This is a genomic window from Aliidiomarina minuta (assembly GCF_003987145.1).
Lineage (GTDB): Bacteria > Pseudomonadota > Gammaproteobacteria > Enterobacterales > Alteromonadaceae > Aliidiomarina > Aliidiomarina minuta.
Genome location: NZ_PIPL01000001.1, coordinates 1,921,983 through 1,938,877, shown reverse-complemented (window position 1 = coordinate 1,938,877; position 16,895 = coordinate 1,921,983). Strand labels below are relative to the sequence as shown.

Below are 16,895 nucleotides of genomic sequence, written 5' to 3'. Positions count from 1 at the left end.
AGGGTAAACCGATGACCCAAGCAGAATTAAAAGCAAAAATTGAAATGCAGATGAGTAGCCTGGACGCGAATGACTGGCTGCTATTAGTTAACAATAACCAACACGCTGATATCGTTGAAGAGCTTGAACAGTTTTCGGCTGAGAAAACGGCTGCGTTATTGATTAAGTTACCCAACCCAGAGCTGGCTAGTTTATTTGGTTACTTCAGCCCGTCTTACCAGGACGAGTTGCTGCAAGCTATTGATGAAACAGAGCAACTACGTCTGTTCAAAGCTATGGCACGCGATGAGCGGGTCGATGTGTATCAGCGTCTTCCGGAGGAAGAGCAAAAAGGCATTTTGCCTAAACTGGCTAAGCAAGAGCAGGAAGACATTCTGCAGCTCGCTTCATACGCCGATGGCACTGTAGGTGCGGTGGTAACTTCAGCTTATGTAGCCATTCCTGAGAATATGACTGTGATCGAAGCACTGCGTTATGTGCGCAAGAATGCTGCGGAAATGGAAACTATTTATCAGGTATACGTGGTCGATAAGCAGCAGCGCCTGATCGGTACAATGTCGTTGCGTGAGCTGATGACAGAAAAAGACGATGCCACTGTCAGTGAGGTGATGCGCACAGACTTAGTTTCAGTCAGTGCCGAGCAGCCACAGCAGGATGCTGCAGACGCTATTCGTCGTTACGACTTGTTGTCACTGCCCGTTACTAATGGCGGCAACAAACTGATTGGTATTGTTACCGTTGATGATGCGATGGATGTTGATGTGGTCGAGAGCACCGAGGACTTCCACAAAGGCGGTGGTACTTTAGCTCTAAAGGACGTGTCGTTGCGCGAAGTCAGCACCTGGACCATGTTCGCAAAACGAGCGCCCTGGCTGATCATACTGGTATTTGCCAATATGTTCTCCGGCGGAGTGATTGAAAGTTACGAGGACACCATTTTAACTTATGTTGCTCTCGTATTCTTCTTACCACTTCTGGTCGATAGTGGCGGTAACGCGGGCGCTCAGGCCTCAACCTTGATGGTACGGGCATTGGCAACCGGTGACTTGCACTTAAAAGACTGGCTTAAAACCCTGGGTCGCGAGTTCTGGGTTGCATTGTTGTTAGGTATCGCTATGGCCATTGCAGTTTATGGACTGGGTGTTTACCGCGGTGGTACGGATATCGCGCTGGTCGTCTCTATTTCGATGGTGGCAGTCGTCTTTGCCGGTAGCATGATTGGTATGAGCTTACCTTTCCTACTGTCGCGTTTAAAGCTTGACCCGGCAACAGCGAGTGCGCCTTTGATTACCTCGATTGCTGATTTCGTCGGTGTGCTGTTGTACTTCTACATTGCAGTTACCATTCTTGGCGGATCAGGCGCATAAGTCATACAGCTAAAACAATGGTTGAGCAGGCGGGTTTGCGGATCCGTCTGTTCTTTCAAACTCAGTTACACAGCACAACAAAAGGGAAATTATGAAACCTGAACCTCCCAGTTTTGATACAGCGAGTATAAAAGCCATCATGCGTTAGCCAGCCCTCGTAGTGCGAGCGGCAGCTCGCGCATAGTGGCACCTATAAAATACGGAGCACACTATGTTATTTTATCACCACCATTTAACCACAGCTTTACACAGCCGGCTCAGCGGATCGCTTGCTGATGAATGGCTTAAAGCGGCCGCCCAGGTTGATATACAGCACCTGGCCGAAGACCTGTTATTACTGGATATCGAAGACCTAGCTGCACGGTTCATTGAGCTTGATGTATCCTCTCAGCTTGGCCTCATTCAGTGCTTTACCGAAGAGGAAGTGGCCGCACTTGTTAAGCAACTGCGACCGATTGCCCGGCGGCGACTGCTGAAGCAGCTTCCACTTAAGGAACTTGCGCGAGTCTTTGGCAGACTTCCCCTGGATATCAGAAATGCAGCGTTAAGACACCTGAACCGCCCGAAACAACAACGCTTTTGGAAATACCGTAAGGCATGGCACAAAGCCTTTAGTTATGATCCTAAGGTGAGTATTTTGTCTCTGCAAACATCGGTTGCTGAAGCCATTGACTACTATTATAGCCAGGCGCATCAAAGCCATTACCTGTACGTGGTCGATGAGCATGGCATCTTTTACGGTGTGGTATCAGGCCGTGTGCTGGCTAATATTACCAAGACATCAGCTCCCATTGGTCTCTTTGTACAACAGGCCTGCGAGTTGATAGTGCCGGATCACGATGCTGACTTTGTCGCTCATTGCCTGAGTCACTATCAGGTACCAGAGCTGCCTGTAGTTAATCAGCACTATCAATTACTGGGCGTTGTTGATATTGACGATCTTGGTTAGTTTTTATGCTGAACCTATACTCAAGGCGTTGTGCGCCTTGAGTATAGCAATGCAGGTTAAGTTACTCTGCGGTTATTTCAGCTTCCAGAGCTGGCAAGAACTGAGGAGGTTTAAAGCCACCCAGTTGCGTTTCGAGCAAGGCCGCTAAGCTGAATAAATTTGCCTCACTCCATGGCAACCCTATAACACTCAGGCCTAAAGGTAATGGACCCTGTTGACCTAGCGGTAGGGTAATCGACGGGTAGCCAGAAACTGCAGCGGCGGTTGAGGTGCCAAAACTAAAACCTTCGTCGTCTTCGGTGGGTTCAGTGGGCCAGGCGGGGCCGTAGGCCGGTATTAAAATGGCGCTGGCACCTTGTTTTTTGAGGTACTGATCCAGGTGTTCTTCAGCCAAACGGCGACCATTAAATAGCGCGTTATTGTAACTCTCTGCAGCATCAGTGAGGTCAATATTTACTGCTATTTCAAAGTACTCCTGGCCAAATAGTGCTAATTCTGAATCTGCGTTTGCTTCGTTGAAATCAATGACCGCCTGCATACTCTGAGCTGGCGCATCAAACTCGACCAGCCAGGCATTCAAATCGCGTTTAAACTCGTATAATAAAACCTCAAACTCGTCCGCATAGAGTTGGTCAGGTAAACTCCACTCATCAACTTCGATAACTTCTATGCCATTGCTTTGCAAAGCCGTCACCAGGTTATCAGTCATTACTTCGATGCCACTAAACCGGTCATCATATGCACGAACGACCACTACAGATTCACCTTTGAAATTTTGTTTTGTTGCTTCAGCCAGTGATGTACCGTAGCGACTTTTTGCCTCAATGGTAGTCATTGCATCAAGCAGCACCGCTGCTCCAAAAACCTGGCGAGTCATGGGTCCTGCAATGTCCTGAGCTGACGCAATTGGGATGATGCCGTAGCCTGATACCGCGCCTCGTGTCGCTTTAACCCCCACAACACCATTCACCGAGGCAGGGCACATTATCGAACCGTCAGTTTCTGTCCCTATTGCCAGTAAGCTAAAGTCAGCAGCAACGGCGGCTCCTGAGCCAGAACTCGAGCCACATGGATTATGGGTAAGTACATATGGATTGCGTGTTTGTCCACCCAGACCTGACCAGCCACTTATAGAGTCCTGCCCGCGAAAATTAGCCCATTCTGATAAATTCGCCTTACCTAGAATAATGGCGCCAGCATCGCGCAGCTGAGTAACTAGCGCAGCATCTTTGCTGGTAATGAAATCTTTCATCACCGTGGCACCTGCGGTGGTTGCGAGTTCGTCATGAGTCGCTATGTTGGCTTTTAGCACAACAGGGAGCCCATGCAATGGGCTACGGACATTGCCACGTTGGCGTTCCTCGTCCAACTGCCGAGCTTGTTCGAGAGCTTCCGGGTTAACTTCAATGATGGCCCGGATATCATGACCCTGGTGATTGTTTCCTGCTATTTGATCGAGGTAATACTGCACCAGCTGAGTACTCGATAGTTCGCCTGAGTTTAGCTGTGCCTGAACCGTCGCGGTATCTGTCCAGCGGAATTGATCCGATGGCAGTTCGGTCGATGTGGCACTGCAGCCGACAAAGAAAAGACTTAAGACAATAGTAAATGGAGCAAGATTCAGACTTGTTATAATTTTTCTGGCAACGACCATTACCTGACCTTTAAATAATAGGTATGTGAGTTATCGAGCATGCCCTCAAGTGGAATTAAATTCCAGCAAAACTGAGATCTTATTGAAAAATGGAATTATTCCCAGGATAAAGGTCAATTGAGATTAGGGTGAACATCAGGTCCGGGTTTGTTGCCGCTGGGCTTCGCCGTACAACTCGATAAAACGGGTGGTCATAAAGTCTCTTAGGATTGCTTTTTACCTATATGCGACCCCGACTGACTTTGGCTTTCGTCTGCAGTATCCTGCTCCTCCCAGGGGTCAACTCCGGCGTTTACCCAGGCTCTCACTGTACGACGGTGTTTCCTATGCACAAGTTGTTCCGTGAAAATGCTATACGCGTGAATTTTAGTGTTTCCATCGAGGTGTTCCAGAAAAAAGTGCCGACGAGCACCAATGTGGTATTTTTTGGATGCATACACGACCGCCACGCATAACTCCAGGCTATCGATTTGGGAGAGATGGTCAGCCGTCAATTTTTCGCTATCCTCATCTTCGGACTGGTTGCCGAGCATAATGTCAGCAAAAGACCCCAATACCAGATATCCGCCCGGCTGAATTGGCCCCTGACGTAGCTTTGACTGAACATTCTGCTCGGTCGCCGTAATGCGTTCATAATTTGTAATCCGAAACGAGGTACGTTCGTCGCCTCTATGAACGCATGCCATCACCGCCTGCAAATGAACAGGCTCCTTACTCAGGTTAACAAACAGGCACAGCGCCGAGGGGTCGTTTTCATGCGCATGCTGAATCACCAGAAATGGACGATTGGCCCGCATGTACTGAGTGAGCGCAAGATGCAGATAGGCAACCCAGGCTAGGGTCATTACCACCGAGGCGATAGTAGAAATAATACGGTAGTCCAGAGAAGATAAATCCATACATGGTTCCTCTTTCGTCACCTTTGCTTCCGAAGAAGATAGCAACCAGAATAGGAAACGCAAATATGCGCGATAAATGTCGTGTTGTGTACAACAATTGCCTGCTATCCAGACTCTGGTGTCTGGTCAATAAGCTCAACATTGGTACAATTCATAGCTTCAAAAAGGCGGCCCGAGCATATACAAGCAGACCGTAATGGCGGAGCCCATCTGAAGCGACTGAGCTACCAGCTTACATCTGTTTGAATAAGCGGTGATACTTCCGGCTTACAAGCAAGGTGTCGGTGCTATTTTTAAGTTCCACCACAACATGCCCGAGTTCGTCTTTGATGACACGCTGTATCTGCTCCACTCTGACCATACAATTGCGATGAATGCGCCAGAAAGCATCTGGGTCGAGTTCGTTTTCCAGTGTTGCAATAGGGGTTTTAATCAGATATTTCTGTTCGCCAGCGCTAATTTCTGTGTACTTGTTATCGGCAATAAAATAATCCACGTCCTCTATATCGATAACGAAGGTTTCATGACTTTTGCTAGCTTTCAGCCATTTTAGATAGCTTGCCGTGGGCGTCGGTTGGCTGTTTTTCTGTAATTCAGAAAGTAGGGCGCTGAATTGAGCCTTCTGATCTAAATCCGGTGATTGGTTAAGCAGTAGTTTTTTGATCCTTCTGATGGTGCGCTCTAATCTGTTTTTTTCTATGGGTTTTAATAAGTAGTCAATGGCCTGGTTTTCAAATGCCTCAACGGCATGTTGATCATAGGCGGTGACAAAAACCACATAGGGCGGATTGCTGACGTCGCATAATGTTCGGGATACTTCGAGACCGTCAGTGCCAGGCATTTTGATATCCAAAAATACCACCGTTGGAGCGAAGGCTTCAATCAGAGCCAATGCCTCTTCGCCATTTGCTGCTAAACCAACAATATCAGCCTCGGGCCATGTTTCTTCAATCATCATTTTAAGGTGAGCGCGTAACAGGGGCTCGTCATCGGCAATGACAACTTCAATCGCTTGCGACATGAATAGGCACCTCTAAAGTAACACGTACCAAATCGGCTGCACTGTTATCATAACCGATATCATAACTGAGCTTTGCCCGCTCAGCATATAGCTGCGCGAGCCGCTGTTGAACATTGTTCAATCCCACTTGAGCACCTGTGTGCTGACTGCCGCCGGGTTTACAATGATTAATGATAGTAATAATAAGGTTTTGCCCGTCGAGTTTGATGCTGAGTGTTAAGGTGCCACCATTTTTCAGTTGTTCAATGCCATGGGTCACGGCGTTTTCAAGCAAGGGCTGTAATAGCATAGGGGGAAACATAATATCGTCGGTCAGTTGATCGCTAATATCGTATTCCAGCTTTAAACGTTCGCCTAACCTGATTTTTTGGATAGCCAGATAGGCCTTATTAAATTGCAGTTCGTGCTCTAATGTCAGCCATTCGGTTCGGGTTCTGTCCAAACTTTGTCGCAGCAGCGAAGTCAGTGCGGTTAACATCTCGCTGGCTTGTCGACTATCCACAGCTATTAACGCCTGAATAGTGGCCAGGGTGTTAAATAAAAAGTGGGGTTCTATTTGAGACTGCAGTAAACGTAGTTCAGTTTCGAGTAGTAACTTGTCTTTTTTTACTTGTTCCAATTCAGCCTGAAACAGGGCTTGCTTTAGCGCCAGGGTTTGTTCACTGCGATAGTAGACAAAACTGACCAGCGCCATGGCCAGGCTGCCAATAAAAAAGATACCTAGGTAATTCTGTAGCGAATCAATAGAGTCTCCCGGCCCTGCCATCACCTTTAATAAAATGGGGGCAACCCCCCAGACCAGAAAGGCCAGCACCAGGGCATAAAAATACTGCAACCAGAGGCGCATATCAGGATATTGGGTTATCAGCCAATAACGTGAGAAGCGAATGCTAAAACCGATGCCTAATGAGATGAAGATAGAGATACTCAGGTATTTGGTCGAACCAAACAGGTGAACCATAATACCGACTAAAACACAGATGACTGCCAGCTTCAGGTGGCTCTGCCAATGATTGCCGTTGCGCGGTGCATGCATCTTGGTCGCCATGTTATAGCTGTATTTCCATATTCAGATACCAGGTTGTGTTATAGCTAAGTTGTTCGTATATGCTGTCGCTTCCCCCCGCGTATTGCCTTAATCCGAGGCAATACTGAGAAGACCTAAGGCCTTTATTACACAGCCTGGTATTAATTAACAGACTATTGTCTCTGGGGTTTGTTAACACAGTAAGTTCGGGGCGCCAGTGACCGGATGAGGTTCTTAAGTGTAACATCAGATTGTCCCGAAACAGGTTTTGGGTGGCAAAGTGTGAACGCATCATCATTAATTGATGTGGCTGTGCGCTGGTTTGGGATGCCTGAATTAAGGCTCGCCATTGTTTATCATGTGGTGCCCGACCATCATGCCAGTACTCAGCAATTACAGTAATGCCAGAAGCAAAGGTATAATTAAAACCTAATAAGGCTTGCACACTGTTGCTGTGCCATTGGCTAGTCACTACAGCAGAATCAGTCTGCGTTAGCGCCTGGTTATCAAATACAGGGCTGCGATAGTTTTGTTGCCATAACAGAGAGCTGTGCAATGACAAACTGTTGCCTATGACTTTGAGCGCATTCCCCCCAAGTCTGAAACCCAGTTTATTGTCATAATGCCCTATAAGCTGAGCTTCAAAGCCAGTGAAATAATGATAGTAACGCCCACCACAACCTGAGCTTTTCGGCACATTTCGGCCATCTTCTAAATAGTAGGAAGCGGTTTCGTTACAGAGCACACTGGTATTGCCGGACTCTGTGAAGTAATCGCCTACTACCATGAAAACTCCGGGTGGTACGGCGGTATAAATGGCTAATGCCTGGGTAGGTGAAAACATATCCAGAGGCCGAAACCCATAACCCACGTCCCAATCCAGCTTCTTTTTGCCAGCAGACAGATACCAGTTATGCAGAGTAAAGTCATAAAAAGCCTCAGAGACTTTTAGATCAAACTGGCTCTTGTCAGCCTGTTTAAGCCAATAGGCGGTAGCCGCGACCCGAATGCCATCTACCTCGGTACTTATATCCAGGGCTGAAAATACCGAGGTCGTATTTTCGGCTGCAAAAATAGTATTGTGACTGGCATGTAAGTCCTGAACATGAACCCGCAGCCGGCTGTCTACCTGGGCTAGCAAGGGGCTACTCAGTGTCAGTAGGGTGATAACTGATACATAGTTAAGCAGATGTTTTTTCATACCAACCTCAATCTGTTAGCAGTTGATCAAGATCGGTGCGGATAAGAACCTGAGGGTTAAACAGTCTGTCTGGCACATGTATGGACTCAATATGGTCATAACTAATGACTGTTGTATGACCTGGTCGCATCTCATCATGCAGCGCCATAGCCACCACCCTTACCTCCTCATTACGAACCCCGCGTTCGAATTCGGCGGTTTTTGCATGCATGCCAGAGCGCAGGTAAAGGGCGGCTTTGAGTGGAAAAAGATCAGTCGTATCGACCTCAAGCAGTATTCTTTCGTAACTCAATTTAGGGGAGGTAGCATGCAGCTCTAACCGCCAGGTAGCGCCTTTGTTGATTGTTTCATGAATCTCGTAATCCTCACTCCAACTCAGCGTCGCTATATCTCCCAGTGACGCATCTCCTAAGAGCTTCTGCATGGGCGTAATTCGAATAGGGCGGCGACTTCGCGGCATAAACAGCCAGTAGTCATGGCCCCGCATCAGCACTTTCTGACCTTGCTCGGATGCCGACTTAAAGATGACTAATGAGCGGCTATCGCTTGTTGAATAGACATCGTATTGCCGGGTGTTAGTGATTTCGCCATTGCGATAGGAGGTGACTGTGGAGGATATTTTTACCGAACCGGGTTCACTGCGAAAGTTATCTATTGTCCGCAGTGTTGCTTCGCCACTTAGCTGATGGATGTTTCCGGCCAATGCGTTTAAAGGCAACAGCAAAAGAAGATTGAAGGTAAAAAGGATTGCACTAGTTAATTTAGACATGACTGAGAGCCTCTGTAATGGGTTTTGCGCTGCCTTTGTATGCCGCTTTCAAAGCAGCCAGTACACAGACTAAGATCATGATTGCCGTGATGAGCAAAGCAATTTGCCAGGAAAACTCAATGGTTAACGGATAGCCTTGATTGCTGCCAGGCGGTGGCGGCATCTCTAGGCCAAGATAGGTTAAACCCCAGGCGGTTAAGGCGGTGAAAGCGATTCCAATTGTCGCCCCGAGAAAACCAATGATGGTCGATTCAAGGACGAAATTGCGTATGATCTCCCATTGATATGAACCCATGGCAGCCAGAGTAGCAATTTCCCGGGTTCGCTCCGTGACTGTCATTGCCATAGTATTGGAGATGGAAAAGAAGACGAGAAGCACCATGATGCCCCCCAGTAAACCGAAAATTCGGTTGTATAAATCTTTAACGGACTGGTAGTAAAAAGCGCGTTCCCACCAGGGAGTAAAGGCTAATGAAGCACTGAGAAACTGGTACTGCTCCATTTTGCTTTGTGTAGCATTGATATCAAATAAGTACACTGACAATGAGCTGACTTTATCGGTGTAGAGCAATGACTGGGCATCCGGCAACTTAATATAGAGCTGGCGCTTATCGATATCTGGAACACCGGTGGTGTAAATGCCACGAACGTGAAAATCCATCGCATTCAGCGCACCCTCGGTGGTGGTTGACAGTAATGTCACATAGTCGCCCACCATAATTTTGAGGCTGCGTGCTAAATCTTTACCCAATACAATCTGAGGTTGTGTATCTGAGCCAAAATCAGACAGCGCCCGTCCAGACTCCATACTTAAAAAAGGCCCTTTTAACATAAACTCTTCGGGTTCTACGCCCAGACCCATAAAGATCGAACTCTTGTCACCATTTGAGATCAGGCCGTTAAAGTGGATTCTAGGCAAGGCACTTTGAATTTCGTCATCCTTAACTAGCTGTTTTTGTAAAAGCTCGACATTGGATAATCCGTATTGCAAGGGCGTGTCTTCTTCCTCAGTAAAATACCTGGCATGGGTAATGATGAAATTCCCTTCATCTCTGGCCGCTTTTTCCGCAAGAGACTGGTAGGTGAAAAGGGCAAAACCACTGGTCGTTAAAATCGCGGCAACGGCGACTGCGGCAACTAAAATAGTAAATAGAGAACGACGTCGGTTTCGCAGAACATTTAAAAAAGCAAAGGTAATCCAGCGCATTATAAGGCTCCCAACATACCGTCGGCTAAATTCAGCACCCGATGACAGCGTTCGGTCATACGCTGGTCATGAGTCGCTACCAGAAAGGTGCTGCCCAGGTCATTACCGAGATCCCGCATCAAATCCATGATCATATTTGCCGTCGCTGTATCTAAGTTAGCGGTGGGTTCATCGGCGATCACCATTTCTGGACGCTTGACCAAAGCGCGCGCTATAGCAACACGCTGTTGCTGGCCACCAGACAGTTGGCCAGGAAGTTTGGATATATGTTCTTTGAGCCCTACCTTATCCAGGATTTCTGTGACTTGCTCCCTTCGTTGTTTTTTGCTCAGATCCAGCATCAACAATGGGAATTCAAGGTTTTCATAAACCGACATGACCGGGATTAAATTGTATTGCTGAAAAATAAAGCCGAGTTTTGCGCGTCTTATCTGGGTCAGCTGGTTTTTGTGTTTTGGAATAGCTTGACCATTCAACCAAATAGTCCCTTGATACTGGTTATCCAGTAATCCACAAATGTTTAATAAGGTCGACTTGCCACTACCCGAGGGACCGCATAAGGCAACAGTTTCACCGGCTTTGATCTCCGCCGACACGCCCGCTAGCGCGGTGACAGAAAGACCCCCAGTTCGATAGGCTTTATTGATATTCTCAAATCTAAGCATGCTGTATCCTTACTTGGTTTGGTCAGATATTTCTTCTGCCAGTAGCGTAAAACGGTGGGCTTCTTCATTCTCAGATAAACTTCTGGCTGCGATAGCCGCACAATGGTATGCAGAGGCCTGCAACGCAGGCTCCAGACTGGCAAATGCATGGGTTTGCTCAATGACTTGATTCAGCAAATAACGCCCCTGTTCTGCGCGATTCATCATTGCTGGCACTTGAGCGAAGGTGCAGCCAGCGGTCACTTTGACGCGCGCTTGCAATGGATAGGGCAGGGACGCTGCTTGATCAACAGCGCTGCTTAATTTGGCAATGCCTTGTTCAGTAAACTGAATTTTCTGCCAGGGGTTGTTGGTGTATCGAGCTTGTGTGGTTTCAGCACTACCCAGCAGAGCCAAAACAACGGGGTTTGCAGAGTTCTGGTTGATTTCAGTGAGTGCATTAAAAGCTCGCTGATTCTGTGCTTGATCCCCTTGCATCCCCAGTTGATAGGCTTTCATCACGTGTTCTGGAATTACCGATGCGAAGGCCGTGTTTACGCAAGCGAGGGCCAGCCCGCACACTGCAATTGCCTTGATGGTGTTAGTAGCCATTGTGTTTATCCTCTGTGTGTCTGATCAGAGGTCAATCATAAGGCCAGATCAAAGCCATAGTTTTTGCAGTGACAGTCAGTCAAGGAGGAAGATAAACGGGCGAATATAAAGATGAATGGTGATTGCTGAATATGCAGCGACTTCTTGTCATCGGATCGGTAAGCGGATAAAAGCGTGGAAACTAACTCAAGCCGCTAGGCACAGACGTGAGATCAATCTTTGGTAACAGCCGGGTTATATTTTTTGCATCATCAATACCCCGGTGGTGGCGGCCTGCAAACTCAAGATCGTGAAACGCCAGGGCATGGGTTAATCCGGATTTTGCTTTTCGGCTAAGCCCGTTACTTTTGCGCCAGGATGTTTTCAGGTTGATATGGGGCAGGTTAAAAAACTCAGGATGACCGCCCATTCTTTGTGAGTCCGCTTGTATCTGGTTCTTATCGTAATTGCCCCAGCTTCCCCATGCGGATAAAGTAAAGGTGCTCAGCCACTGATTGATACTTGCAGTCACTTCTTTATAACCAGGCGCCGTGTCTACATCCTGCTGAGTGATACTGGTTAGCTCGGTACAGAAATTTGATAATGCAGGGTGCATTACTGGTTTTACGAGAAAGGACTTTGAGTCAACAATGGTGCCATCAAGCCCGGCAACAACACAGCCGAACTCTATAATTTCCATGTCGTTTACCGTCTGTTTGCGATCGGTACCCGGTACGCTGCTATCCCAGCAAGTCGCTTCTAAGTCGACAACTAATAGTAAAGGCTGTTTGGTCATGTTCGGTATAGGTCCATTTGTGGCGTCAAATCTGTCAAATTACGCTGCATCGTAAAATAGTATAAAGGTGAATCCTCACATAGTAGTCGACTCTTTCACTAGCGGTTAGGTACCTGTACTGAGCCGCGAATATTATTTATGTCGATAGAGCCGCTCCCTTTGCTTCGCAGGGTGAAGTCGCCTTCGATATGACTGGCGCGAATATCGCCTGAACCAAGAGTGCCCACAGAAACATTGCCTGCGACGCGCTCAATATCGAGTGTGCCAGAACCTATGTTGCCCACAGTGACGTCACCACCGATGTTATCGAGCTCAGCATCACCAGAGCCTATGCTGCCAATATCGGCAGTACCGGAAATGTAATCTGCTTCCAAGTCTCCTGAGCCAATTGAAGAAACCGATAAGGAACCGACTCTTTTAATTTCCAGGTCACCACTGCCAAGGGTTGCAGTGACTTCACCGGCGACATTTTTAATGCTGGCATCTCCACTTCCGATCACTATGTTAACGGAGGCGATCTCCGTGATATCTGCATCGCCAGAGCCTACCGCGATATCTAACGCCCAATGGCTGGGGACAGTGCCGGAAATTTCAAAGTAGCCGTAATTCTCTGTTCGCATGAAACCGAAGAAACTGGATCGGTAGTTGGCCTGACCACCATGGTCAAGCTCTAAGGTTAATGTATCACCTTGCTTTACCTGGTTAGCCTGCAATGCATTCAGGCGGTCGTTAGACGAGGCGCATTTGCGAATGCGCAGTTCGCCATTATCCTGTTCGCGGCCCTGTAGCTGAATCTTGTCTGGGCCTACGGAAACTTTAAATGCTCTGACATCCGCAACATCGAGTGTGATGCGTTCAATAGACTCAAGGTTACAGTCCTCGTCAGCCAACGCAGCTGCAGGCAGTGCGGTTAACATTGCCGCGAGCATGAATAGCCTATAATTTTTCATTTTTAATTTCCTCTTATGCTTTCGCTGAAGTGATATCAGCTGAAGTTGTTAGATGACTGTTTTTTTATATCAAAGCAAAGAACCTCAGGCTCTGTTGTCTCGTCTTTATTAATAACGATAAAGTCGAATGGAGTTAATCCCAGTGTACCTGATAACGGATTTTGATAAAGATTGCACATGTTTAGCAGATCCCTTTCCTTATGAAATATTAAAAGAAGTGGTTTTGTTATTGATTTGTTTACTAAAGAGCCTGTTGGAAATCCTATGACGAACAAAGAGGGCAACCACAAAAATGCTGTTAACTTCCTGGTGTTTCAGGCAAAGAGAGGTGATAAAGCGGCTCTCCAGGAGTTGTATAAGCTATTTTTCTTGCCCATGAAGCGGTATGCAGCCATCAAAACATCGAGCGCTACGGTGGCTGAAGATGTGGTTCAGAATGTGTGGCTCAAGATCAGTAAACGAATCGCGAAATTAGAGAATGACAGTCTTTTTCAAAGCTGGTTATTCAGAGCCTTAAGGTGGGAAATTTCCGATTGGGCAAAAAGTTTTCATGAAAAAAATTTTGAAACATCTGATCAAGCCGGGCTTGAGGAAGCTTCAAATCACCTGGATATCACGGTCGTATTTTCTGCGATACGTGGATTACCTGACACGGAAGGTGAAGTGGTCGTGTTGCATTACGTAAACGGCCTCTCGGTAGCGGAAACGGCACTGGTGCTTTCGATCCCAGAAGGCACCGTCAAATCCAGGCTGTCCAGAGCGCGAGAATTGCTGCGAAAGTCTATGAATGAAAGTATTTGAGAGGTAATTAAAATGACAAATGATGATGAACTAAAAACGATGCTACAAAAAGAAACCGAGCAGTTAGATAACTTGATTCATAATGACGCGGAGCTTGTCGGCTATTTGCGAACCGGGTTTTCTACCGGGATGCGAGGCATAATGTATGTTGCCTATGGTTGCGCAATATTATTCTCTATAGCCTTGATCTGGAGCGCTTATCAGTTCTTCTTTGCAGGTACAGAAGAGCCTGTCTTTTGGGGAGTTTGCCTGATCTTAAGTTTTCAGGCACAAACCACGACAAAGCTATGGATCTATATGCAAACAAACCGAAAGTACCAGTCAGAAGAGTTACGTCAGTTTCTCAAAGCCGCCGGGAAGCTTTAAGCATCAAGCGGCTCTGAGCCATGAATCCTGACAGCGGCTAGAAAGTAATCCGAAGGTGTTCACTCGTCGAGGTTGGGCCAAGGGTCCAACCCGCCGGTGACTGAATAATGGATTGACCAAATTGCAGGTCTAAATCCTTCATGTTTTTTAAAGCATCCATGGTAGTCATGGGTGATTGACTCCAAAAGCTATATGTCACTTCGCCCTCCATCACTTTACGCATGTCGGCAAGCACTGGCGCGTTGCGAATATCGATCACGCTGCCTTGCATGGTTAACTGTAACGTTTCTGCATTCGGCAGGAAAATCAAATTGACTTCAAGCTGATGAAAACCCTCGTCACCGCCAGAAAAAGACATGGGTAGCTCTACACGACCGTCGTCCATGACCACATTGATGGTGATATCTAACCGATAAGGGTACGAGGCTTCGATGTCCGCTAGTGTGACTTGGTCCGATTTAGTCGCTTGCGCGCGAGCCATATAGTCAGAAAAATCATACTGCGCGATGACGTCATTGAATCGCTCAAGTGCTTCTTCGGTCGAGATGGAAAATAGTTGCAAGGCTAACTCGTAAGGCGTTTTACCCTGCTCGATAGCGTGGCGCCAATTGTTGTCCGACGCAGAAAAGTCATTGACGAAATCAGTCAAGAGAGCGCCGGTGACATAGGCAGAAGTACGCAGTGCATGGGTGGTTTCAAAGAGCGCAGGGAAATGGTTGAAAAAACTGTCGATGTTATCGCGGTAATGTTCAGCAAAACTCCCTTGTATACCAACCCACTGTGCAGTTCCTTCAATATGTTCTACGTCAGCGAGGTAGCTTGCGACTTCCGATGCGATGACTTTGCTTAGCGCCACACGAACGGTTAGCCAATCATGAATATGCGCAATCTCGCGGCTTTCATGGGCTTGTTTCGCAAGGGCGAACTGCAGCTGAAGCATGGCGCGAATGGAGGCTTCATCAAGGTATTTAGGGTCAAGGAACTCAGAGCGGCCCAGGTCTGCAAATTCGGTCCTCTGATAGCCATGAAAGGCCTCATGCAAAAGAGTTTCACGGTGGTCATCAGTCGATTCATCGTCGAGATTCAGGCGAACTGTGGTAGCGATCTGATGGTCAGGCAGAGGATAATGAATATGAAAAGGAAAGTCGGTTAAGTTCGGTAAACGTTCAGAATAATAATAGTAATTATCTGCCAGTTTTTGATAACCCGGTATCGGCTCGTTTTTGGTAAATAGAACGGCTTGGCCTTCATGATTAAAGACAATGAATGGTGTCTTCTCATCCCAAAAACCCGGCCAGACAGAGGCAAAGTGCAGGTGTGATTCTTGTGTCTCTGTCGCGAAGTGGAGTAACTCTTTCTGCGTTTCGGTTTGCTGTGCAGTTTGATGTTCTGCTACCGACGCGAGCGATATTGCCATCGCGAATATAAAGTGAGTGAGCATGATGTTCCTTTTCTGCTTCGAGTCGAGTGGCGGACGAGTTCCGGTTCGCTAAATAGTTAATTAAGTATTACTCTTTAATTCAAAATGTAAACCACCTCTAATTACCAGCCTTATAGGTGGCATAAAAACTGACATCTCATTGATAGAAGAAAAGCGACCGCTGTAAAATTGGAGTCTTATTTGTGTTGAAAAATGTATGTTTATTCTTTCTAACCCTCTTTAGTTTTGCTTTTGGGGTCGGGGAAGCCGCAGAAGACGAGTCAAATCAGCTGTTGTCCGCAGATACTTGTTTCAGATCTCCTTTCGGCTCCTATTCCGAGTGGGTATCTATGATTACGGCAAGCACATCCCAAAGGCTAGACGACGAAGCTGAGATTCAAGAGCGCGTTGATAATTTCAGAAGCCAGTTCCCCGAGGAGGATTTTGAGCATTATCGACAAACACTCGATTGTCAGACTTTTAGGTATCACTCAGGTGATGCGTTGGTGAATGGGTATGTTATTCGCCCAAAAGATGCAGATAGTGAACTTCCTGTCATTATCTATAACCGTGGTGGAAATGGTAATTACGGTAGCGTGAACATGGCACGTATGGCTGGTGACTTATTTCCTCTAGCGGAAGAGGGCTTTATTGTCATTGGTACGCAATATAGAGGAACTTTTGAAAGAGAGCCTGAGTACCATGATGAGTTTGGTGGAGCGGATGTTGAAGATGTCACCCGCTTGTTAGAGCTTTTGCCCGAAATACCTAACGCAGATATGGACAGAATAGGTATGTTAGGTACAAGTCGGGGGGCTATGCAGTCGTATCTGGCCCTTAAAGACAGCTCGCAGGTAAAAGCATTAGTGACCATTGCCGGTAACGTAGATCTGTTGAAAGATTTGGAAACGAGGCCTGAGATGGAGAGAGTTTATGAAGGGCGAATTCCTAATTATGATACGAACAAAGAGGATGAACTTAGAAAACGTTCTGCCATACATTGGATATCTGAGATTAACTCAGATATCCCTATTTTGTTGCTTCATGGGGAGGAAGACGAACGAGTGAATGCTCGCAACTCTGTCGCCATGGCTGAGGAGCTGGCACGATTAGGACGAGAATATAAGTTCGTTCTCTACTCGAATGATGGTCATGATCTGAGTGAGAACAAAGAAGTAGCTTTCCATGAAGTAATCAAATGGTTTGATACGCACTTGCAGTAGTGGCGCGCCC

General features: G+C 47.0%; 17 protein-coding genes. 5 read left to right on the top strand and 12 right to left on the bottom strand.

From position 1 onward, the window contains the following. Nucleotides 1–11: 11 nt before the first annotated feature. Together mgtE and CWE09_RS09365 are read left to right on the top strand one after the other, a co-directional pair. Nucleotides 12–1,367: a magnesium transporter gene (gene mgtE / locus CWE09_RS09370; RefSeq protein ID WP_126803699.1), complete on the top strand. Its 1,356-nt coding sequence runs from the start codon at nucleotides 12–14 to the stop codon at nucleotides 1,365–1,367. 211 nt (nucleotides 1,368–1,578) lie between these two features. Next, the gene (locus CWE09_RS09365) at nucleotides 1,579–2,316 is read left to right on the top strand and encodes a magnesium transporter (protein ID WP_126803698.1); all 738 of its coding nucleotides are present in this window, start codon (nucleotides 1,579–1,581) and stop codon (nucleotides 2,314–2,316) included. Between the two features lie 61 nt (nucleotides 2,317–2,377). On the opposite strand, the gene CWE09_RS09360 is transcribed toward CWE09_RS09365, so the two are convergent. From CWE09_RS09360 to CWE09_RS09310, 11 genes are all read right to left on the bottom strand, one after another. Next, the gene (locus tag CWE09_RS09360) at nucleotides 2,378–3,970 is read right to left on the bottom strand and encodes an amidase (protein WP_126803697.1); all 1,593 of its coding nucleotides are present in this window, start codon (nucleotides 3,968–3,970) and stop codon (nucleotides 2,378–2,380) included. Between the two features lie 203 nt (nucleotides 3,971–4,173). Continuing rightward, on the bottom strand, nucleotides 4,174–4,869 hold the full coding sequence (locus CWE09_RS09355; RefSeq protein ID WP_126803696.1) for a hypothetical protein: 696 nt from the start codon (nucleotides 4,867–4,869) through the stop codon (nucleotides 4,174–4,176). A gap of 232 nt (nucleotides 4,870–5,101) precedes the next feature. Continuing rightward, nucleotides 5,102–5,890 (bottom strand): LytR/AlgR family response regulator transcription factor, encoded by a 789-nt coding sequence (locus CWE09_RS09350; protein WP_126803695.1) that lies wholly within the window; start codon nucleotides 5,888–5,890, stop codon nucleotides 5,102–5,104. Further along, nucleotides 5,874–6,938 (bottom strand): sensor histidine kinase, encoded by a 1,065-nt coding sequence (locus CWE09_RS09345; protein ID WP_126803694.1) that lies wholly within the window; start codon nucleotides 6,936–6,938, stop codon nucleotides 5,874–5,876. The genes CWE09_RS09350 and CWE09_RS09345 overlap by 17 nt, the downstream gene beginning before the upstream one ends. Before the next feature lies 1 nt (nucleotide 6,939). Continuing rightward, nucleotides 6,940–8,118, bottom strand: a complete 1,179-nt coding sequence (locus tag CWE09_RS09340; RefSeq protein WP_126803693.1) for a hypothetical protein — start codon at nucleotides 8,116–8,118, stop codon at nucleotides 6,940–6,942. Between the two features lie 7 nt (nucleotides 8,119–8,125). After that, nucleotides 8,126–8,887 carry an outer membrane lipoprotein-sorting protein gene (locus CWE09_RS09335; RefSeq protein WP_126803692.1) on the bottom strand — a complete coding sequence of 254 codons (762 nt, stop codon included), beginning with the start codon at nucleotides 8,885–8,887 and terminating at the stop codon, nucleotides 8,126–8,128. Further along, complete coding sequence (locus CWE09_RS09330; RefSeq protein WP_126803691.1) at nucleotides 8,880–10,094, bottom strand: ABC transporter permease; 1,215 nt, start codon at nucleotides 10,092–10,094, stop codon at nucleotides 8,880–8,882. The genes CWE09_RS09335 and CWE09_RS09330 overlap by 8 nt, the downstream gene beginning before the upstream one ends. Next, the gene (locus tag CWE09_RS09325) at nucleotides 10,094–10,759 is read right to left on the bottom strand and encodes an ABC transporter ATP-binding protein (protein WP_126803690.1); all 666 of its coding nucleotides are present in this window, start codon (nucleotides 10,757–10,759) and stop codon (nucleotides 10,094–10,096) included. The genes CWE09_RS09330 and CWE09_RS09325 overlap by 1 nt, the downstream gene beginning before the upstream one ends. Before the next feature lie 9 nt (nucleotides 10,760–10,768). Then, nucleotides 10,769–11,350 carry a hypothetical protein gene (locus CWE09_RS09320; RefSeq protein WP_126803689.1) on the bottom strand — a complete coding sequence of 194 codons (582 nt, stop codon included), beginning with the start codon at nucleotides 11,348–11,350 and terminating at the stop codon, nucleotides 10,769–10,771. 181 nt (nucleotides 11,351–11,531) lie between these two features. Beyond that, nucleotides 11,532–12,125, bottom strand: coding sequence for a 3'-5' exonuclease (locus CWE09_RS09315; RefSeq protein ID WP_126803688.1), 594 nt, complete (start codon nucleotides 12,123–12,125; stop codon nucleotides 11,532–11,534). A gap of 98 nt (nucleotides 12,126–12,223) precedes the next feature. Beyond that, complete coding sequence (locus CWE09_RS09310; protein ID WP_126803687.1) at nucleotides 12,224–13,075, bottom strand: DUF4097 family beta strand repeat-containing protein; 852 nt, start codon at nucleotides 13,073–13,075, stop codon at nucleotides 12,224–12,226. 264 nt (nucleotides 13,076–13,339) lie between these two features. On the opposite strand from CWE09_RS09310, the gene CWE09_RS09305 reads away from it, so the two are divergent. Both CWE09_RS09305 and CWE09_RS09300 read left to right on the top strand, forming a co-directional pair. Beyond that, entirely contained in the window at nucleotides 13,340–13,876 is a 537-nt protein-coding gene (locus tag CWE09_RS09305; RefSeq protein ID WP_126803686.1) for an RNA polymerase sigma factor, read from the top strand. 12 nt (nucleotides 13,877–13,888) lie between these two features. Continuing rightward, on the top strand, nucleotides 13,889–14,242 hold the full coding sequence (locus tag CWE09_RS09300; RefSeq protein WP_126803685.1) for a DUF6768 family protein: 354 nt from the start codon (nucleotides 13,889–13,891) through the stop codon (nucleotides 14,240–14,242). A 37-nt stretch (nucleotides 14,243–14,279) separates the two neighbouring features. Here the strand turns inward: CWE09_RS09300 and CWE09_RS09295 are convergent, their stop codons facing one another. After that, the gene (locus CWE09_RS09295) at nucleotides 14,280–15,683 is read right to left on the bottom strand and encodes a hypothetical protein (protein WP_126803684.1); all 1,404 of its coding nucleotides are present in this window, start codon (nucleotides 15,681–15,683) and stop codon (nucleotides 14,280–14,282) included. A 182-nt stretch (nucleotides 15,684–15,865) separates the two neighbouring features. Here CWE09_RS09295 and CWE09_RS09290 point away from each other — a divergent pair, with 182 nt between their 5' ends. Further along, nucleotides 15,866–16,885: an alpha/beta hydrolase family protein gene (locus CWE09_RS09290; RefSeq protein ID WP_126803683.1), complete on the top strand. Its 1,020-nt coding sequence runs from the start codon at nucleotides 15,866–15,868 to the stop codon at nucleotides 16,883–16,885. Nucleotides 16,886–16,895: the final 10 nt, after the last annotated feature.

Coding starts and splice junctions, on each gene's coding strand:
- mgtE (WP_126803699.1), top strand. CDS start 12: ATGACCCAAGCAGAATTAAAAGCAAAAATTGAAATGCAGATGAGTAGC.
- CWE09_RS09365 (WP_126803698.1), top strand. CDS start 1,579: ATGTTATTTTATCACCACCATTTAACCACAGCTTTACACAGCCGGCTC.
- CWE09_RS09360 (WP_126803697.1), bottom strand. CDS start 3,970: ATGGTCGTTGCCAGAAAAATTATAACAAGTCTGAATCTTGCTCCATTT.
- CWE09_RS09355 (WP_126803696.1), bottom strand. CDS start 4,869: ATGGATTTATCTTCTCTGGACTACCGTATTATTTCTACTATCGCCTCG.
- CWE09_RS09350 (WP_126803695.1), bottom strand. CDS start 5,890: ATGTCGCAAGCGATTGAAGTTGTCATTGCCGATGACGAGCCCCTGTTA.
- CWE09_RS09345 (WP_126803694.1), bottom strand. CDS start 6,938: ATGGCGACCAAGATGCATGCACCGCGCAACGGCAATCATTGGCAGAGC.
- CWE09_RS09340 (WP_126803693.1), bottom strand. CDS start 8,118: ATGAAAAAACATCTGCTTAACTATGTATCAGTTATCACCCTACTGACA.
- CWE09_RS09335 (WP_126803692.1), bottom strand. CDS start 8,887: ATGTCTAAATTAACTAGTGCAATCCTTTTTACCTTCAATCTTCTTTTG.
- CWE09_RS09330 (WP_126803691.1), bottom strand. CDS start 10,094: ATGCGCTGGATTACCTTTGCTTTTTTAAATGTTCTGCGAAACCGACGT.
- CWE09_RS09325 (WP_126803690.1), bottom strand. CDS start 10,759: ATGCTTAGATTTGAGAATATCAATAAAGCCTATCGAACTGGGGGTCTT.
- CWE09_RS09320 (WP_126803689.1), bottom strand. CDS start 11,350: ATGGCTACTAACACCATCAAGGCAATTGCAGTGTGCGGGCTGGCCCTC.
- CWE09_RS09315 (WP_126803688.1), bottom strand. CDS start 12,125: ATGACCAAACAGCCTTTACTATTAGTTGTCGACTTAGAAGCGACTTGC.
- CWE09_RS09310 (WP_126803687.1), bottom strand. CDS start 13,075: ATGAAAAATTATAGGCTATTCATGCTCGCGGCAATGTTAACCGCACTG.
- CWE09_RS09305 (WP_126803686.1), top strand. CDS start 13,340: ATGACGAACAAAGAGGGCAACCACAAAAATGCTGTTAACTTCCTGGTG.
- CWE09_RS09300 (WP_126803685.1), top strand. CDS start 13,889: ATGACAAATGATGATGAACTAAAAACGATGCTACAAAAAGAAACCGAG.
- CWE09_RS09295 (WP_126803684.1), bottom strand. CDS start 15,683: ATGCTCACTCACTTTATATTCGCGATGGCAATATCGCTCGCGTCGGTA.